The following is an 18,511-nucleotide window of genomic DNA, read 5'->3' on the forward strand; positions in this document are numbered from 1 at the left end:
CGTTATCGTTGTGCGGTATGCCTGCATCCGGATGACCGGATGACGGCGAAAACTCTCACTAGGACCCGGAGAGAGCACATGCCTCCCAAGAAGAAGAAGGTCACGGGGCTTATCAAGCTCCAGATCAACGCCGGTGCGGCCAACCCGGCCCCGCCGGTCGGCCCCGCGCTGGGCCAGCACGGCGTCAACATCATGGAGTTCTGCAAGGCCTACAACGCAGCGACCGAGTCGCAGCGTGGCATGGTCGTGCCGGTGGAGATCACGGTCTACGAGGACCGCTCCTTCACCTTCATCACCAAGACTCCGCCGGCCGCCAAGCTGATCCTCAAGGCCGCGGGTGTGGACAAGGGCTCCGGCGAGCCGCACAAGACCAAGGTCGCCAAGCTGACGGCCGACCAGGTCCGCGAGATCGCCACGACGAAGCTCCCCGACCTGAACGCCAATGACCTCGACGCCGCGTCGAAGATCATCGCCGGCACCGCCCGTTCCATGGGCATCACGGTCGAAGGCTGATTCAGCCCCACCCCCTCAGTGGTAGGACCAAGCGCTGGTCCGCACCACGACTCCACACTCTGAAACCATCAGGAGTAGAAGTGAAGCGCAGCAAGAACCTCCGCGCTGCGGACGCCAAGATCGACCGGGAGCGCCTGTACGCCCCGCTCGAGGCCGTCCGTCTCGCCAAGGAGACCGCCTCCACGAAGTTCGACGGCACCGTCGAGGTCGCCTTCCGCCTGGGTGTCGACCCGCGCAAGGCCGACCAGATGGTCCGCGGCACCGTGAACCTCCCGCACGGCACCGGCAAGACCGCCCGGGTCCTGGTCTTCGCGACCGGTGACCGTGCTGCGGCCGCGGAAGCCGCCGGAGCCGACATCGTCGGCTCGGACGAGCTCATCGACGAGGTGGCGAAGGGCCGTCTGGACTTCGACGCCGTCGTCGCGACCCCGGACCTCATGGGCAAGGTCGGCCGTCTCGGCCGCGTGCTCGGTCCGCGTGGTCTGATGCCGAACCCGAAGACCGGCACCGTCACCCCCGACGTCGTGAAGGCTGTCAACGACATCAAGGGCGGCAAGATCGAGTTCCGCGTCGACAAGCACTCGAACCTGCACTTCATCATCGGCAAGGTCTCCTTCGACGAGACCAAGCTGGTGGAGAACTACGCAGCGGCGCTGGAAGAGGTCCTCCGTCTGAAGCCGTCCGCCGCCAAGGGCCGCTACATCAAGAAGGCCGCCCTGGCGACCACGATGGGCCCCGGCATCCCGCTGGACTCCAACCGCACCCGTAACCTCCTCGTCGAGGAGGACCCGGCCGCCGTCTGAGCCCTCGCGCTCGTACGACCGCCGCGTCACGTGTGACATGGGACGGGCCCCGCAACCTTTCGAGGTGCGGGGCCCGTCCTCATTCGTACGTGGACATGGCTGTCGGTGCCCTGCGTTGGCGTGGGGTCACCGAGAGCCGAACGAGGGGTGGAATCGCAGATGGAGAGCAATACCGTGCGGCGCGTGGGGTTGTCCGTGGCCGTGGTGGCGGCGCTGACGTCGGTCGCGGCCTGCGGCGGATCGGACGACGGGGGCAAGGCCGGGAGCGGCAGCAAGGCCGGCTCCGTGGCGAAGGCGAACCCGGTCGCCGCGCTGATCGCCGTGCAGAAGAAGACCGGCCAGGCGCACTCGGCCCGGATCGAGGGCGACACCACCATGAGCAGCACGGTGTCCATGAAGCAGTCCGGCGTCATGGACTGGTCCGACGGGATCACCGGCTCCATGAAGATCACGAATACCAGTTCCGATGCGGACATCATAAAGAAGATCGGCGGCGGCGACACGATGGAGGCCCGCTACTTCAAGGACGGGTACATGGTGGACATGGGTGAGGCCATGTCCCAGCAGACCGGCGGCAAGCGCTGGATCAGCTACAGCTACGACGACCTCGCCCAGCTGGGCGGCGCCTCCGGGGCGGCGCTGAAGGAACAGATGCAGAACACCACCCCGGACCAGGGGGTGAAGTCGCTGCTGGCCTCCGGCGACGTGAAGAAGGTCGGCCAGGAGGACGTTCGCGGCGTCTCGGCCACGCACTACTCGGGCACGGTGGACGTCGCCGACCTGACCGCCGAGAACGGCCACCTCGACGCCGACGAGCTGGCCGCCCTCAAGAAGCAGCTGGCCGATTCCGGGATCACCACGGAGACCGTCGACATCTGGGTCGACGACAACGACCTGCTGGTGAAGAAGACCGAGCGCGGCGCGATGAAGACCGGCGAGCTGAACTCGACGGTGTTCTACAGCGACTACGGCACCAAGGTCTCGGTCGAGCGCCCGCCGGCCGACCAGACCGTCGACTTCGCCGAGCTGATGAAGCAGCAGCAGGGGGCCTCCTCGGGAGCGGCCTCGTAACCTGGTTCCGGCGGGTTCAAACCTCCCCGGCCCACCCGAAGCGGGACGGATTTGCCCGGCGCGACCCCGGTCGCGTACTCTTTCGCAGAAGCCAAAGACCGCTGGTCGTTGACTTGAATCCGTGACGGATTCGAGCAACCGAAGGCTCCGTTGATGCGGACGACCTGCGCAGGTGACTGTGGATAGCTCCCGGACTTCGTTTCGGTCGAGCTACGCCCTGGCGCCTGCGCCGGGGCGTTTCGTCTTTCCGGGCCCTTTTGAGCGGTCCTCATCACCCGGAAGGAGGCCGACGCTATGGCAAGGCCCGACAAGGCTGCAGCGGTAGCCGAGCTCGCGGACCAGTTCCGCAGCTCGAGCGCCGCCGTGCTGACCGAGTACCGGGGTCTCACCGTGGCACAGCTCAAGCAGCTGCGCCGTTCGCTCGGTGAGAACGCCCAGTACGCCGTGGTGAAGAACACGCTGACCAAGATTGCGGCCAACGAGGCCGGGATCGACACGCTGGACGACCTGTTCGCAGGCCCGACGGCGGTTGCCTTCGTCACCGGTGACCCGGTGGAGTCGGCGAAGGGTCTTCGTGACTTCGCCAAGGACAACCCCAACCTCATCATCAAGGGCGGTGTCCTTGACGGTAAGGCGCTGTCCGCCGATGAGATCAAGCAGCTCGCGGACCTCGAGTCCCGCGAGGTTCTGCTCGCCAAGCTGGCCGGTGCCATGAAGGGCAAGCAGACTCAGGCTGCGCAGCTCTTCCAGGCGCTGCCGTCGAAGTTCGTCCGCACCGCGGAAGCGCTTCGCGTCAAGCTGGAGGAGCAGGGCGGTGCCGGTACGCCGGCTCCCGCCGAGGCCGCCGAGTAATTTCGCTCAGCGGTCCAGCGGGCCCCACGTACGCCCGCCGACATATACATCCGGCACCTGCCGAATAGTGGAAGGACGCCTGTCATGGCGAAGCTCAGCCAGGAAGACCTGCTCGCCCAGTTCGAGGAGCTCACCCTCATCGAGCTCTCCGAGTTCGTGAAGGCATTCGAGGAGAAGTTCGACGTCACCGCCGCCGCGGCCGTCGCCGTCGCGGGCCCCGGCCAGGCCGGCCCGGCCGCCCCGGTCGAGGAGGAGAAGGACGAGTTCGACGTCATCCTCACCGCCGCCGGTGACAAGAAGATCCAGGTCATCAAGGTCGTGCGCGAGCTGACCTCCCTCGGCCTGAAGGAGGCCAAGGACCTCGTCGACGGCGCCCCGAAGCCCGTCCTCGAGAAGGTCGCCAAGGACGCCGCTGACAAGGCCGCCGAGTCCCTCAAGGGCGCCGGCGCCTCCGTCGAGGTCAAGTGACCCTGCGAGTCCTCTGACTCCTCAGGACCACCGTGCCGCGAGGCGCGGAGTCACATCGCGAAAGGCGATCACCCATCCGGGTGGTCGCCTTTCGGCGTATCCGCGGCGGGTGCCTTGCCCTTCCCGCGTTGACGAGTATGGTGATCTTCGCCGTGCGCCTCTCGCGGGGGTACGCGAGCTCCGCCGAGGGGCGGCGTCCGCGGGCCTCGGAGGCCGGCCGGGCCGAGGGGGCCTTGACGAACCGCACGAGGCGCGCAATTCTCAAGGCGCGTCGCCGAATCGATCCGGATCCGAGGCATGGATCGATGGTGAAGCGGGCAGTAAAGAAGAGCGCACCTCGCGCAGGGCTAGACATAGGTGTTGAGAACAGCTGTTGAGGCAACGTGGGTCTCTGAAAACCCCGACTGGACATCAGTGTGCCACTTGGCTACACTGACCCTTTGCGCTGCCTGTTAGCTGCCTCCTGCCCGTCACCAGGGGCATACCCATCTTGTGCACCGTGGACCGAGCATCCCTGAACTGGGATATATGTCCACATGTCCAGTTTGGGACCGGTACGCGCGTAGTGAGTCCGAGCCCTCGGAAGGACCCCCTCTTGGCCGCCTCGCGCAACGCCTCGACCGCGAATACGAACAACGGCGCCAGCACCGCCCCGCTGCGCATCTCTTTTGCAAAGATCAAGGAGCCCCTCGAGGTTCCGAACCTCCTCGCGCTGCAGACCGAGAGCTTTGACTGGCTCCTCGGCAATGCCGCCTGGAAGGCTCGCGTCGAGGCTGCTCTGGACAGTGGACAAGACGTCCCCACCAAGTCCGGCCTGGAGGAGATCTTCGAGGAGATCTCACCGATCGAGGACTTCTCCGGGTCGATGTCGCTTACGTTCCGCGACCACCGCTTCGAGCCCCCGAAGAACTCGATCGACGAGTGCAAGGAGCGCGACTTCACGTTCGCCGCCCCGCTCTTCGTCACGGCCGAGTTCACCAACAACGAGACCGGCGAGATCAAGTCCCAGACGGTCTTCATGGGCGACTTCCCGCTCATGACCAACAAGGGCACCTTCGTCATCAACGGCACCGAGCGTGTCGTCGTGTCGCAGCTGGTCCGCTCGCCGGGTGTCTACTTCGACTCCTCGATCGACAAGACGTCCGACAAGGACATCTTCTCCGCCAAGATCATCCCCTCCCGGGGTGCCTGGCTGGAGATGGAGATCGACAAGCGCGACATGGTCGGTGTCCGCATCGACCGCAAGCGCAAGCAGTCCGTCACCGTCCTCCTGAAGGCTCTCGGCTGGAGCACCGAGCAGATCCTCGAGGAGTTCGGCGAGTACGAGTCCATGCGCGCCACCCTGGAGAAGGACCACACCCAGGGCCAGGACGACGCGCTGCTCGACATCTACCGCAAGCTCCGCCCGGGCGAGCCGCCCACCCGCGAGGCCGCTCAGACGCTGCTCGAGAACCTCTACTTCAACCCGAAGCGCTACGACCTCGCGAAGGTCGGCCGCTACAAGGTGAACAAGAAGCTCGGCGCCGACGAGCCGCTGGACGCCGGCGTGCTCACCACCGACGACGTCATCGCGACCATCAAGTACCTGGTCAAGCTGCACGCCGGTGAGACCGAGACGGTGGGCGAGTCCGGCCGTTCGATCGTCGTCGAGACCGACGACATCGACCACTTCGGCAACCGCCGCCTGCGCAACGTCGGCGAGCTCATCCAGAACCAGGTCCGTACGGGTCTGGCCCGCATGGAGCGCGTCGTGCGCGAGCGCATGACGACCCAGGACGTCGAGGCGATCACGCCGCAGACCCTGATCAACATCCGGCCGGTCGTCGCCTCCATCAAGGAGTTCTTCGGCACCAGCCAGCTGTCGCAGTTCATGGACCAGAACAACCCGCTGTCGGGTCTCACCCACAAGCGCCGTCTGTCGGCGCTCGGTCCGGGTGGTCTCTCCCGTGAGCGGGCCGGCTTCGAGGTCCGCGACGTGCACCCGTCCCACTACGGACGCATGTGCCCGATCGAGACCCCCGAAGGCCCGAACATCGGTCTGATCGGTTCGCTGGCCTCGTACGGTCGCGTCAACGCGTTCGGCTTCATCGAGACGCCGTACCGCAAGGTCGTCGACGGCCAGGTCACCGACGAGGTCGACTACATCACGGCCGACGAGGAAGACCGTTTCGTCATCGCCCAGGCGAACGCGACGCTCTCCGACGAGCTGCGCTTCACCGAGCCCCGCGTCCTGGTCCGCCGCCGCGGCGGTGAGGTCGACTACGTGCCCGGCACCGAGGTCGACTACATGGACGTCTCGCCGCGCCAGATGGTGTCCGTCGCCACCGCGATGATCCCGTTCCTGGAGCACGACGACGCCAACCGTGCCCTCATGGGCGCGAACATGATGCGCCAGGCCGTGCCCCTCATCAAGTCCGAGGCCCCGCTCGTGGGCACCGGCATGGAGTACCGCTGCGCCACCGACGCCGGTGACGTGCTGAAGGCCGAGAAGGACGGTGTGGTCCAGGAGGTCTCCGCGGACTACATCACCGTGACCAACGACGACGGCACGTACACCACGTACCGCATCGCCAAGTTCATGCGCTCCAACCAGGGCACCTCGGTCAACCAGAAGGTCGTCGTCTCCGAGGGCGACCGGGTCATCGAGGGCCAGGTGCTCGCCGACGGTCCGGCCACCGAGAACGGTGAGATGGCGCTCGGCAAGAACCTGCTCGTGGCGTTCATGCCGTGGGAGGGTCACAACTACGAGGACGCGATCATCCTGTCGCAGCGCCTCGTGCAGGACGACGTCCTCTCCTCGATCCACATCGAGGAGCACGAGGTCGACGCCCGTGACACCAAGCTCGGCCCCGAGGAGATCACCCGGGACATCCCGAACGTCTCCGAGGAGGTCCTCGCCGACCTCGACGAGCGCGGCATCATCCGTATCGGTGCCGAGGTCGTCGCCGGCGACATCCTCGTCGGCAAGGTCACGCCCAAGGGTGAGACCGAGCTGACCCCCGAGGAGCGCCTGCTCCGCGCGATCTTCGGTGAGAAGGCGCGCGAGGTGCGCGACACCTCGCTGAAGGTGCCGCACGGTGAGATCGGCAAGGTCATCGGCGTCCGCGTCTTCGACCGCGAAGAGGGCGACGAGCTGCCGCCGGGCGTGAACCAGCTGGTCCGCGTCTACGTCGCGCAGAAGCGCAAGATCACCGACGGTGACAAGCTCGCCGGCCGTCACGGCAACAAGGGCGTCATCTCGAAGATCCTCCCGATCGAGGACATGCCGTTCCTGGAGGACGGCACCCCGGTCGACATCATCCTCAACCCGCTGGGCGTCCCGTCCCGAATGAACCCGGGACAGGTCCTGGAGATCCACCTCGGCTGGCTCGCCAGCCGCGGCTGGGACGTCTCCGGCCTCGGTGACGAGTGGGCCAAGCGCCTGCAGGCCATCGGCGCCGACCAGGTCGCCCCGGGCACCAACGTCGCCACGCCCGTCTTCGACGGTGCGCGCGAGGACGAGATCTCCGGTCTCTTCGAGGCCACGATCCCCAACCGCGACGGCGACCGCCTGGTGCAGCCCTCCGGCAAGGCCAAGCTGTTCGACGGCCGCTCCGGCGAGCCATTCCCGGACCCGGTCTCGGTCGGGTTCATGTACATCCTCAAGCTGCACCACCTGGTCGACGACAAGCTCCACGCCCGCTCGACCGGCCCGTACTCCATGATCACGCAGCAGCCGCTGGGTGGTAAGGCGCAGTTCGGTGGGCAGCGATTCGGCGAGATGGAGGTGTGGGCCCTTGAGGCTTACGGCGCCGCATACGCCCTCCAGGAACTGCTGACGATCAAGTCCGACGACGTCACCGGCCGCGTGAAGGTCTACGAGGCGATCGTCAAGGGCGAGAACATCCCCGAGCCGGGCATTCCCGAGTCCTTCAAGGTGCTCATCAAGGAAATGCAGTCGCTCTGCCTCAACGTGGAGGTGCTGTCCTCGGACGGCATGTCCATCGAGATGCGCGACACGGACGAGGACGTCTTCCGCGCGGCGGAGGAGCTCGGTATCGACCTGTCCCGGCGCGAGCCGAGCAGCGTCGAAGAGGTCTGACGGGTTGGCCGGCCGGATCTCCGTGATCCGGCCGGCTCTCCCCGGACCCGTTCAGACCATTGCTGAAGTGCCCCGATTTCTCGCTTTCACGCGAGGGGGCTCGAACCCCCGAAAGAGGGATTGACGACAAGTGCTCGACGTCAACTTCTTCGACGAGCTGCGGATCGGCCTTGCCACCGCGGACGACATCCGGACCTGGTCCCACGGCGAGGTCAAGAAGCCGGAGACCATCAACTACCGCACCCTCAAGCCCGAAAAGGACGGACTCTTCTGCGAGAAGATCTTCGGTCCGACCCGGGACTGGGAGTGCTACTGCGGCAAGTACAAGCGTGTCCGCTTCAAGGGCATCATCTGTGAGCGCTGTGGCGTCGAGGTCACGCGCGCCAAGGTGCGCCGCGAGCGCATGGGCCACATCGAGCTCGCCGCTCCCGTCACCCACATCTGGTACTTCAAGGGCGTCCCGTCGCGCCTGGGCTACCTGCTGGACCTCGCGCCGAAGGACCTTGAGAAGGTCATCTACTTCGCCGCGTACATGATCACGTTCGTGGACGAGGAGCGCCGCACCCGCGACCTCCCGTCGCTGGAGGCGCACGTCTCCGTCGAGCGCCAGCAGATCGAGAACCGCCGCGACTCCGACCTGGAGAACCGCGCCAAGAAGCTCGAGACCGACCTGGCCGAGCTGGAGGCCGAGGGCGCCAAGGCCGACGTGCGCCGCAAGGTGCGCGAGGGTGCCGAGCGCGAGATGAAGCAGCTGCGCGACCGTGCGCAGCGCGAGATCGACCGCCTCGACGAGGTGTGGAGCCGCTTCAAGAACCTCAAGGTCCAGGACCTGGAGGGCGACGAGCTGCTCTACCGCGAGCTGCGTGACCGCTTCGGCACGTACTTCGACGGCTGCATGGGCGCCGCCGCGCTGCAGAAGCGGCTGGAGTCCTTCGACCTGGACGAGGAGGCCGAGCGCCTCCGCGAGATCATCCGTACCGGCAAGGGCCAGAAGAAGACCCGTGCGCTCAAGCGCCTCAAGGTCGTCTCCGCGTTCCTGCAGACCAGCAACAAGCCCAAGGGCATGGTGCTCGACTGCGTGCCGGTCATCCCGCCGGACCTGCGTCCGATGGTGCAGCTGGACGGTGGCCGCTTCGCGACCTCCGACCTGAACGACCTGTACCGCCGCGTGATCAACCGCAACAACCGCCTGAAGCGGCTTCTCGACCTCGGCGCGCCCGAGATCATCGTGAACAACGAGAAGCGCATGCTCCAGGAGGCCGTGGACGCCCTCTTCGACAACGGTCGTCGCGGTCGCCCGGTCACCGGCCCCGGCAACCGTCCCCTGAAGTCCCTCAGCGACATGCTGAAGGGCAAGCAGGGTCGCTTCCGCCAGAACCTGCTCGGTAAGCGTGTGGACTACTCCGCGCGTTCCGTGATCGTCGTCGGCCCGCAGCTCAAGCTGCACCAGTGCGGTCTGCCGAAGGCGATGGCGCTGGAGCTGTTCAAGCCGTTCGTGATGAAGCGCCTGGTCGACCTGAACCACGCGCAGAACATCAAGTCGGCCAAGCGCATGGTCGAGCGCGGCCGCACCGTGGTGTACGACGTCCTCGAAGAGGTCATCGCCGAGCACCCGGTGCTGCTGAACCGTGCACCCACGCTGCACCGCCTCGGCATCCAGGCTTTCGAGCCGCAGCTGGTCGAGGGCAAGGCCATCCAGATCCACCCGCTCGTCTGCACCGCGTTCAACGCGGACTTCGACGGTGACCAGATGGCCGTGCACCTGCCGCTGTCCGCGGAGGCGCAGGCCGAGGCCCGCATCCTGATGCTGTCCTCGAACAACATCCTGAAGCCGGCCGACGGTCGTCCCGTCACCATGCCGACCCAGGACATGGTGCTGGGCCTGTTCTTCCTGACCACCGACGGCGAGCTCCGTGACACCAAGGGCGAGGGCCGCGCGTTCGGCTCCACGGCCGAGGCGATCATGGCGTTCGACGCCGGCGAGCTGGCGCTCCAGTCGTCCGTCGACATCCGCTTCCCGGTGGGCACCATCCCGCCGCGTGGCTGGGTGCCGCCGGTCGCCGAGGAGGGCGAACCCGAGTACCAGCCGGGCGACACCTTCCGGCTGCGCACGAGCCTGGGCCGCGCGCTCTTCAACGAGCTGCTGCCCGAGGACTACCCGTTCGTCGACTACTCGGTCGGCAAGAAGCAGCTCTCCGAGATCGTCAACGACCTCGCCGAGCGCTACCCCAAGGTCATCGTGGCGGCGACGCTCGACAACCTGAAGGCGGCCGGCTTCCACTGGGCGACCCGTTCGGGCGTCACCGTGGCCATCTCCGACGTCGTCGTGCCCGAGGCCAAGAAGGCCATCGTCAAGGGCTACGAGGAGCAGGACGAGAAGGTCCAGAAGCAGTACGAGCGCGGTCTGATCACCAAGGACGAGCGCACGCAGGAGCTCATCGCGATCTGGACCAAGGCGACCCACGAGGTTGCCGAGGCCATGAACGAGAACTTCCCCAAGACGAACCCCATCTTCATGATGGTTGACTCGGGTGCCCGAGGAAACATGATGCAGATGCGTCAGATCGCCGGTATGCGTGGTCTGGTGTCCAACGCCAAGAACGAGACGATCCCGCGTCCCATCAAGGCGTCCTTCCGTGAGGGCCTGACCGTTCTGGAGTACTTCATCTCCACGCACGGTGCCCGTAAGGGTCTGGCGGACACCGCCCTGCGTACCGCCGACTCGGGTTACCTGACCCGTCGTCTGGTGGACGTCTCGCAGGACGTGATCATCCGCGAGGAGGACTGCGGCACCGACCGCGGCCTCAAGCTGAAGATCGCCGTCAAGGGCGCCGACGGCGTGCTCCGCAAGACGGAGGACGTCGAGACCTCGGTCTACGCCCGCATGCTCGCCGAGGACGTCGTCGTGGACGGCAAGGTCATCGCGCCTGCCAACGTCGACCTCGGTGACGTCCTGATCGACGCCCTGGTGGGCGCCGGCGTCGAGGAGGTCAAGACCCGCTCGGTCCTGACCTGTGAGTCCGCGGTCGGCACCTGTGCCTTCTGCTACGGACGCTCGCTCGCCACCGGCAAGCTGGTCGACATCGGTGAGGCGGTCGGCATCATCGCCGCCCAGTCCATCGGTGAGCCCGGCACCCAGCTGACGATGCGTACCTTCCACACCGGTGGTGTGGCCGGTGACGACATCACCCAGGGTCTGCCCCGAGTCGTCGAGCTCTTCGAAGCCCGTACGCCCAAGGGCGTCGCCCCGATCTCGGAGTCCGCGGGCCGGGTCCGGATCGAGGAGACCGAGAAGACCAAGAAGCTCGTGGTCACGCCGGACGACGGCAGCGACGAGATCCCCTTCCCGATCTCCAAGCGCGCCCGTCTGCTGGTCGGCGAGGGCGACCACGTCGAGGTGGGCCAGAAGCTCACCGTGGGTGCCACCAACCCGCACGACGTGCTCCGCATCCTCGGCCAGCGCGCGGTCCAGGTGCACCTGGTCGGCGAGGTCCAGAAGGTCTACAACTCGCAGGGCGTGTCGATCCACGACAAGCACATCGAGATCATCATCCGGCAGATGCTCCGCCGCGTGACGATCATCGAGTCCGGCGACGCGGAACTGCTGCCGGGCGAGCTCGTCGAGCGCTCGAAGTTCGAGACCGAGAACCGTCGTGTGGTCACCGAGGGCGGTCACCCCGCCTCCGGCCGTCCGCAGCTGATGGGTATCACCAAGGCGTCGCTGGCGACGGAGTCGTGGCTGTCCGCGGCCTCCTTCCAGGAGACGACCAGGGTCCTGACGGACGCGGCGATCAACGCCAAGTCCGACTCCCTGATCGGCCTCAAGGAGAACGTCATCATCGGTAAGCTCATCCCGGCCGGTACGGGCCTGTCCCGCTACCGCAACATCCGGGTCGAGCCGACCGAGGAGGCTAAGGCCGCGATGTACTCGGCCGTCGGCTACGACGACATCGACTACTCGCCGTTCGGCACGGGCTCCGGCCAGGCCGTCCCGCTGGAGGACTACGACTACGGTCCGTACAACCAGTAAGCGAGTCGCTTGATACGACCGGAGGGCGGTCATCCCGTACGCGGGGTGGCCGCCCTTCGGTGTCTGATGTGTCACACCGGCTACGATGGGCGGGTGCCGTCTGCGAGGGCCGGAGGGCGTGCGCGGGGGCCGTATGGGCCCTGGGGGCGTTCTTACGGGGTTGTTCGGCATCCGTACGGGTCGGGACAAGCCGGGCGGACGGGGCGGCGGGCCGGGGTGGACAGCATTTGTTTTGACCCAAGTCCGTGAGGTAGGTACGCTCAGACCTTGTGCCTGGGGTGTGCCTGGGTTCGTGTGCGTGTCCTCAACCGCATGGCGAGCCTGTCTTTGGCCACCGTGATCCGTGCTCTTCATGCCTTGCGGCAGAAGCCTGCGGGATTCGACACACCCGACCGCGTGGGTCGGCGATGTTCCAGGTTAGTTTCACCGACGGCACACAGAAACCGGAGAAGTAGTGCCTACGATCCAGCAGCTGGTCCGGAAGGGCCGGCAGGACAAGGTCGAGAAGAACAAGACGCCCGCACTGGACGGTTCGCCCCAGCGCCGCGGCGTCTGCACGCGTGTGTTCACGACCACCCCGAAGAAGCCGAACTCCGCGCTCCGGAAGGTCGCGCGTGTGCGTCTGACCTCTGGTATCGAGGTCACGGCCTACATCCCGGGTGAGGGACACAACCTGCAGGAGCACTCCATCGTGCTCGTGCGTGGTGGCCGTGTGAAGGACCTGCCGGGTGTTCGTTACAAGATCATCCGCGGCTCGCTCGACACCCAGGGTGTCAAGAACCGCAAGCAGGCCCGCAGCCGCTACGGCGCCAAGAAGGAGAAGTAAGAATGCCTCGTAAGGGCCCCGCCCCGAAGCGCCCGGTCATCATCGACCCGGTCTACAACTCTCCTCTTGTCACGTCGCTGATCAACAAGATCCTGCTCGACGGCAAGCGTTCCACCGCCGAGCGGATCGTGTACGGCGCCATGGAGGGTCTTCGCGAGAAGACCGGCGCCGACCCGGTCATCACGCTGAAGCGCGCGCTGGAGAACGTCAAGCCCTCGCTCGAGGTCAAGTCCCGCCGTGTCGGTGGCGCCACCTACCAGGTGCCGATCGAGGTCAAGCCCGGTCGCGCCGCCACCCTCGCGCTGCGCTGGGTCGTCGGCTACTCCCGCGCCCGTCGCGAGAAGACGATGACCGAGCGGCTCATGAACGAGCTGCTGGATGCCTCGAACGGTCTTGGCGCTGCCGTCAAGAAGCGTGAGGACACCCACAAGATGGCCGAGTCCAACAAGGCCTTCGCGCACTACCGCTGGTAGTCGCTACCCCCATCGAGACCGAGAGAAGACTGAGCCTTATGGCCACCACTTCGCTTGACCTGGCCAAGGTCCGCAACATTGGGATCATGGCCCACATCGACGCGGGCAAGACGACCACCACTGAGCGGATCCTGTTCTACACCGGCGTTTCGTACAAGATCGGCGAGGTCCACGACGGCGCCGCCACGATGGACTGGATGGAGCAGGAGCAGGAGCGCGGCATCACCATCACGTCCGCCGCGACGACCTGCCACTGGCCGCTCAACGATGTTGACCACACCATCAACATCATCGACACCCCGGGTCACGTCGACTTCACCGTCGAGGTGGAGCGTTCGCTCCGCGTCCTCGACGGCGCCGTCACCGTGTTCGACGGTGTGGCCGGCGTCGAGCCGCAGTCCGAGACCGTCTGGCGTCAGGCGGACCGCTACGGCGTGCCGCGCATCTGCTTCGTCAACAAGCTCGACCGCACCGGCGCCGACTTCTTCCGCTGCGTCAACATGATCGTGGACCGCCTCGGTGCGACCCCGATCGTCATGCAGCTGCCGATCGGCGCGGAGGCCGACTTCACGGGTGTCGTCGACCTCGTGTCGATGAAGGCCTTCGTGTACCCCGAAGAGGCCGCCAAGGGCGAGATGTACAACGTCGTCGACATCCCGGACAACCTCAAGGAGGCCGCCGACGAATGGCGCGGCAAGCTCCTTGAGGCCGTGGCCGAGAACGACGACGCCATGATGGAGCTGTACCTGGAGGGCACCGAGCCCACCCAGGACCAGCTGCACGAGGCGATCCGCCGTATCACCCTGGCCTCCGGCAGCAGCGACTCCGTCACCATCACCCCGGTGTTCTGTGGCACGGCGTTCAAGAACAAGGGCGTCCAGCCCCTGCTCGACGCGGTCGTCCGCTACCTGCCTTCCCCCCTGGACGTCGAGGCCATCGAGGGCCACGACCCCAAGGACGCCGAGACCGTGATCAAGCGCAAGCCGTCGGACGACGAGCCGTTGTCCGCGCTGGCGTTCAAGATCGCGAGCGACCCGCACCTCGGCAAGCTCACCTTCGTCCGGATCTACTCCGGTCGCCTGGACGCCGGCACCGCGGTGCTGAACTCCGTCAAGGGCAAGAAGGAGCGCATCGGCAAGATCTACCGCATGCACGCGAACAAGCGTGAGGAGATCGACTCGGTGGGCGCGGGCGACATCATCGCCGTCATGGGCCTGAAGCAGACCACCACCGGTGAGACGCTTTGCGACGAGAAGAACCCGGTCATCCTGGAGTCCATGGACTTCCCGGCGCCGGTCATTCAGGTCGCCATCGAGCCCAAGTCCAAGGGCGACCAGGAGAAGCTGGGCGTCGCCATCCAGCGCCTCTCCGAGGAGGACCCGTCCTTCCAGGTGCACTCCGACGAGGAGACCGGCCAGACCATCATCGGTGGTATGGGCGAGCTTCACCTCGAGGTGCTCGTCGACCGCATGAAGCGCGAGTTCCGCGTCGAGGCGAACGTCGGCAAGCCGCAGGTCGCGTACCGCGAGACGATCCGCAAGGCCGTCGAGCGCATCGACTACACGCACAAGAAGCAGACTGGTGGTACCGGCCAGTTCGCGAAGGTGCAGATCGCCATCGAGCCCCTCGAGGGCGGCGACGCGTCCTACGAGTTCGTCAACAAGGTCACCGGTGGCCGCATCCCCCGTGAGTACATCCCCTCGGTGGACGCGGGTGCCCAGGAAGCCATGCAGTTCGGCATCCTGGCCGGTTACGAGATGGTCGGCGTCCGCGTCATCCTTCTCGACGGTGGTTACCACGAGGTCGACTCCTCGGAGCTCGCCTTCAAGATCGCCGGTTCGCAGGCGTTCAAGGAGGGTGCCCGCAAGGCGTCCCCCGTGCTCCTGGAGCCGATGATGGCCGTCGAGGTCACCACGCCCGAGGACTACATGGGCGATGTCATCGGCGACCTCAACTCCCGCCGTGGCCAGATCCAGGCCATGGAGGAGCGCAGCGGCGCTCGCGTCGTGAAGGGCCTCGTGCCCCTCTCGGAGATGTTCGGCTACGTCGGAGACCTCCGCAGCAAGACCTCGGGTCGCGCAAGCTACTCGATGCAGTTCGACTCCTACGCCGAGGTTCCGCGGAACGTCGCCGAGGAGATCATCGCGAAGGCCAAGGGCGAGTAACTCTCCCGAGCTCACGCTTTAGGCTTGTCACCGGAGCCCGTGGGGCATTCGTCGCGGAGTTCACACTTCGCGGAGAATGCCCCCGGGGGCCGGCATCCCAGCAAAGATCACCTGGCGCCGATGAAGCAAGGCGTACAGAACCACTCCACAGGAGGACCCAGTGGCGAAGGCGAAGTTCGAGCGGACTAAGCCGCACGTCAACATCGGCACCATCGGTCACATCGACCACGGTAAGACGACCCTCACGGCCGCCATTACCAAGGTGCTGCACGACGCGTACCCGGACCTGAACGAGGCCTCGGCCTTCGACCAGATCGACAAGGCTCCCGAGGAGCGCCAGCGCGGTATCACCATCTCCATCGCGCACGTCGAGTACCAGACGGAGCAGCGTCACTACGCTCACGTCGACTGCCCGGGTCACGCGGACTACATCAAGAACATGATCACCGGTGCCGCGCAGATGGACGGTGCCATCCTCGTGGTCGCCGCCACCGACGGCCCGATGCCGCAGACCAAGGAGCACGTGCTCCTGGCCCGCCAGGTCGGCGTGCCGTACATCGTCGTCGCGCTGAACAAGGCCGACATGGTGGACGACGAGGAGATCCTGGAGCTCGTCGAGCTCGAGGTCCGCGAGCTGCTCTCCGAGTACGAGTTCCCGGGCGACGACCTGCCGGTCGTCAAGGTCTCGGCGCTCAAGGCGCTCGAGGGCGACAAGGAGTGGGGCAACACCGTCCTCGAGCTCATGAAGGCCGTGGACGAGAACATCCCGCAGCCCGAGCGCGACGTCGACAAGCCGTTCCTGATGCCGATCGAGGACGTCTTCACGATCACCGGTCGTGGCACCGTCGTCACCGGCCGCATCGAGCGTGGTGTCCTCAAGGTCAACGAGACCGTTGACATCGTGGGCATCAAGCAGGAGAAGACCACCACCACGGTCACCGGCATCGAGATGTTCCGCAAGCTGCTCGACGAGGGCCAGGCCGGTGAGAACGTCGGTCTGCTCCTCCGTGGCATCAAGCGCGAGGACGTCGAGCGCGGCCAGGTCATCATCAAGCCCGGTTCGGTCACGCCGCACACCGAGTTCGAGGCCCAGGCCTACATCCTGTCGAAGGACGAGGGTGGCCGTCACACCCCCTTCTTCAACAACTACCGCCCGCAGTTCTACTTCCGTACCACGGACGTGACCGGCGTCGTGACCCTCCCCGAGGGCACCGAGATGGTCATGCCGGGCGACAACACCGTCATGTCGGTCCAGCTGATCCAGCCGGTCGCCATGGAGGAGGGCCTGAAGTTCGCCATCCGTGAGGGTGGCCGGACCGTGGGCGCCGGCCAGGTCACCAAGATCAACAAGTAATCACTTGTTCGTCTGACCTGGTAGCTCCGCACAGAGCACCAAGAAGGGCCCCGTCCCACCGTTCACGCGGTGGGGCGGGGCCCTTCGGTTTTCTACGGGTCTACGAGGCGGTCGCGGTCCGCCGGATCATGCACACGTCCACCGGGTCCTCCCGCTCGGTCACGAAGCCGTGCCGCTCGTACAGCCGGCGGGAGTTCATCGGCCCAGGCGGAGCACGTCGGTATTCCCGCCCCGGGTGTCGGTCAGTTCGATCCGCAGCGACGTGTCACTCGCGGTGAGGCTGAGCCGGAAGTCCCGGCCCGGCACGCGGCCGTGCGCGGCGGCGTTGGCGGCCAGCTCCGCCACGATGTGCGCCGCCGATTCGGTGGGGAGCCCCCAGCTGCCCAGATGCGCCGTCGTGAGCAGCCGCGCGAGCCGTGCGCCCCGGCGCGTGGGGGAGAGCTGCACGGCGAACTGCCGGGCGGGAGCGGAACGTTCGGCTCGGGTGATTTCTCGATACACGTCACTCAGGGTGCCCGCGCGTGCGTACCGTGAACAGTGACTCCGTGCTTACGTACGGTCATTGTCCCCGGCTTGTCCAGCGTTGTCCCTGCTGTACGGGGTGACGACCGGGGGTCGTAGAGGGTTGAGGAAGAACGGCACGCGGCGCGGAAGCGGGGCACGGATGAGTGTGGACGAGGTCGGTACGGAGTGGCAGGCCGACGCCGGGGCGGACGAACCTGGCTGGGACGTCGACCCCGACGACGAGTCGGGCGTCGCGGTGATCGCCGCCGTGGGCCGCCAGATCAGGGCGTGGCGCGAGGCGGCGGGCCTGACGGCCGCCGAGCTGGGGGCCGCGATGGGGTACGGCGAGAACCTGATCTACAAGGTGGAGGGCGGCCGGCGCATCCCCCGCCCGGAGTTCCTGGACAAGGCGGACGCGGTGTGCGGGGCGGGCGGGAAGATCGCCGCGATGAAGCAGGACCTGGCGGCTGTGCGGTACCCGAAGAAGGTGCGGGACCTGGCGAAGCTGGAGGCGAAGGCGGTTGAGCTGTCGGCGTACGGCAGCCACAACCTGCACGGCCTCTTGCAGACGGAGGAGTATGCCAGGGCCCTCATCGGTACGAGGCGTCCCGTCCTCTCTCCGGACGAGCTGGAGCGAGCCGTAGCCGGACGTGTGGCCCGGCAGTCCATCTTCGACCGAGTGCCTGCACCCGAACTCAGCTTTGTCCAGGAAGAGTCCTCGCTGCGCCGCCCGGTCGGGGGCGTGGCAGTGTGGCGTCGGCAGCTCGACAACCTGCTGCGGTTGGGCGAGCTGCCATTCGTGGACATCCAGGTGATGCCGACCTCCCGGTGGGATCACCCAGGGACGGGCGGGCGCATCCAAGTCCTGAAGTTCACCGACGGGTCGGCAGTTGGCCGCGCAGACGATGAGCTCGCAGGCAGGCCCATTGCTCACCCCAAGCAGCTTCGTATCCTTGAGCTAGGGTTTGGCATCATCCGGGCTCGGGCTCTGACGCCGGAGGAGTCCCTGGCCTTCATCGAGCAAGTGCGGGGAGAGACATGACCCACAGGCCAACTGCCGGGGGGCCCTCTGAGCTGCGGTGGTTCAAGAGCAGCTACAGCGACAGCAGCAACCCCAACGACTGCGTCGAGATCGCGGCTGCCCCGGGCGCCGTGCACGTCCGTGACTCGAAGGACCTGTCCGTGCCGCAGCTCGCCTTCGGCGAGGCCGCGTGGGCGGGGTTCGTTTCGTACGCCGCCGACTGCTAGCGCCGGATCAATCGTCCGCAGTCGCAGAACGCGGGCGCGGGTGGCACCGGCACTCCGGCACCACCCGCGCCCCGGCACCACCCGCGTCACGGCACCGTGGCGACCGCTCGCACCGGGCGGCAC

13 protein-coding genes and 1 pseudogene are annotated in these 18,511 nt (G+C 66.6%); 13 read left to right on the top strand and 1 reads right to left on the bottom strand.

Annotation, left to right across the window (positions count from 1 at the left end; genetic code table 11):
- Positions 1 to 78 precede the first annotated feature (78 nt).
- The 11 genes from rplK (at position 79) to tuf (ending at position 16,636) form a co-directional block, all read left to right on the top strand.
- Positions 79 to 513 carry a 50S ribosomal protein L11 gene (rplK, locus tag E6R18_RS13270; RefSeq protein ID WP_018550660.1) on the top strand — a complete coding sequence of 145 codons (435 nt, stop codon included), beginning with the start codon at positions 79 to 81 and terminating at the stop codon, positions 511 to 513.
- Between the two features lie 80 nt (positions 514 to 593).
- A complete protein-coding gene (gene rplA, locus E6R18_RS13275) occupies positions 594 to 1,316 on the top strand; it encodes a 50S ribosomal protein L1 (RefSeq protein WP_018519321.1) in 723 nt (240 codons plus the stop codon).
- A gap of 159 nt (positions 1,317 to 1,475) precedes the next feature.
- Positions 1,476 to 2,387 (top strand): hypothetical protein, encoded by a 912-nt coding sequence (locus E6R18_RS13280; RefSeq protein ID WP_136317099.1) that lies wholly within the window; start codon positions 1,476 to 1,478, stop codon positions 2,385 to 2,387.
- Positions 2,388 to 2,681: 294 nt separating this feature from the next.
- A complete protein-coding gene (gene rplJ, locus E6R18_RS13285; RefSeq protein ID WP_018550657.1) occupies positions 2,682 to 3,239 on the top strand; it encodes a 50S ribosomal protein L10 in 558 nt (185 codons plus the stop codon).
- A gap of 84 nt (positions 3,240 to 3,323) precedes the next feature.
- Positions 3,324 to 3,707 carry a 50S ribosomal protein L7/L12 gene (gene rplL, locus E6R18_RS13290; RefSeq protein WP_136317100.1) on the top strand — a complete coding sequence of 128 codons (384 nt, stop codon included), beginning with the start codon at positions 3,324 to 3,326 and terminating at the stop codon, positions 3,705 to 3,707.
- A 595-nt stretch (positions 3,708 to 4,302) separates the two neighbouring features.
- Positions 4,303 to 7,788: a DNA-directed RNA polymerase subunit beta gene (rpoB, locus tag E6R18_RS13300; RefSeq protein ID WP_136317101.1), complete on the top strand. Its 3,486-nt coding sequence runs from the start codon at positions 4,303 to 4,305 to the stop codon at positions 7,786 to 7,788.
- 130 nt (positions 7,789 to 7,918) lie between these two features.
- A complete protein-coding gene (locus E6R18_RS13305; RefSeq protein WP_136317102.1) occupies positions 7,919 to 11,818 on the top strand; it encodes a DNA-directed RNA polymerase subunit beta' in 3,900 nt (1,299 codons plus the stop codon).
- A gap of 454 nt (positions 11,819 to 12,272) precedes the next feature.
- Complete coding sequence (gene rpsL / locus E6R18_RS13310; RefSeq protein WP_007823146.1) at positions 12,273 to 12,644, top strand: 30S ribosomal protein S12; 372 nt, start codon at positions 12,273 to 12,275, stop codon at positions 12,642 to 12,644.
- Positions 12,645 to 12,646: 2 nt separating this feature from the next.
- Complete coding sequence (gene rpsG, locus E6R18_RS13315; protein WP_073964452.1) at positions 12,647 to 13,117, top strand: 30S ribosomal protein S7; 471 nt, start codon at positions 12,647 to 12,649, stop codon at positions 13,115 to 13,117.
- Positions 13,118 to 13,155: 38 nt separating this feature from the next.
- Positions 13,156 to 15,282: an elongation factor G gene (gene fusA, locus E6R18_RS13320; RefSeq protein ID WP_136317103.1), complete on the top strand. Its 2,127-nt coding sequence runs from the start codon at positions 13,156 to 13,158 to the stop codon at positions 15,280 to 15,282.
- Positions 15,283 to 15,442: 160 nt separating this feature from the next.
- Positions 15,443 to 16,636: an elongation factor Tu gene (gene tuf / locus E6R18_RS13325; protein WP_136317104.1), complete on the top strand. Its 1,194-nt coding sequence runs from the start codon at positions 15,443 to 15,445 to the stop codon at positions 16,634 to 16,636.
- Positions 16,637 to 16,864: 228 nt separating this feature from the next.
- Here tuf and E6R18_RS13335 read toward each other — a convergent pair.
- Positions 16,865 to 17,137, bottom strand: a pseudogene (locus tag E6R18_RS13335) (ATP-binding protein); the annotation flags it as partial.
- A gap of 163 nt (positions 17,138 to 17,300) precedes the next feature.
- On the opposite strand from E6R18_RS13335, the gene E6R18_RS13340 reads away from it, so the two are divergent.
- Together E6R18_RS13340 and E6R18_RS13345 are read left to right on the top strand one after the other, a co-directional pair.
- Positions 17,301 to 18,182: a helix-turn-helix transcriptional regulator gene (locus E6R18_RS13340; protein ID WP_136317105.1), complete on the top strand. Its 882-nt coding sequence runs from the start codon at positions 17,301 to 17,303 to the stop codon at positions 18,180 to 18,182.
- The gene (locus tag E6R18_RS13345) at positions 18,179 to 18,388 is read left to right on the top strand and encodes a DUF397 domain-containing protein (protein ID WP_136317106.1); all 210 of its coding nucleotides are present in this window, start codon (positions 18,179 to 18,181) and stop codon (positions 18,386 to 18,388) included. The genes E6R18_RS13340 and E6R18_RS13345 overlap by 4 nt, the downstream gene beginning before the upstream one ends.
- Positions 18,389 to 18,511 lie beyond the last annotated feature (123 nt).

It is taken from the genome of Streptomyces sp. A1277 (genome assembly GCF_004795015.1).
Lineage (GTDB): Bacteria > Actinomycetota > Actinomycetes > Streptomycetales > Streptomycetaceae > Streptomyces.

Bases quoted from the DNA above. Each gene is read 5' to 3' on its own strand.
- rplJ (WP_018550657.1), top strand. From the start codon at position 2,682: ATGGCAAGGCCCGACAAGGCTGCAGCGGTAGCCGAGCTCGCGGACCAG.
- E6R18_RS13280 (WP_136317099.1), top strand. From the start codon at position 1,476: ATGGAGAGCAATACCGTGCGGCGCGTGGGGTTGTCCGTGGCCGTGGTG.
- rpsG (WP_073964452.1), top strand. From the start codon at position 12,647: ATGCCTCGTAAGGGCCCCGCCCCGAAGCGCCCGGTCATCATCGACCCG.
- rplL (WP_136317100.1), top strand. From the start codon at position 3,324: ATGGCGAAGCTCAGCCAGGAAGACCTGCTCGCCCAGTTCGAGGAGCTC.
- E6R18_RS13345 (WP_136317106.1), top strand. From the start codon at position 18,179: ATGACCCACAGGCCAACTGCCGGGGGGCCCTCTGAGCTGCGGTGGTTC.
- fusA (WP_136317103.1), top strand. From the start codon at position 13,156: ATGGCCACCACTTCGCTTGACCTGGCCAAGGTCCGCAACATTGGGATC.
- E6R18_RS13340 (WP_136317105.1), top strand. From the start codon at position 17,301: ATGAGTGTGGACGAGGTCGGTACGGAGTGGCAGGCCGACGCCGGGGCG.
- rplK (WP_018550660.1), top strand. From the start codon at position 79: ATGCCTCCCAAGAAGAAGAAGGTCACGGGGCTTATCAAGCTCCAGATC.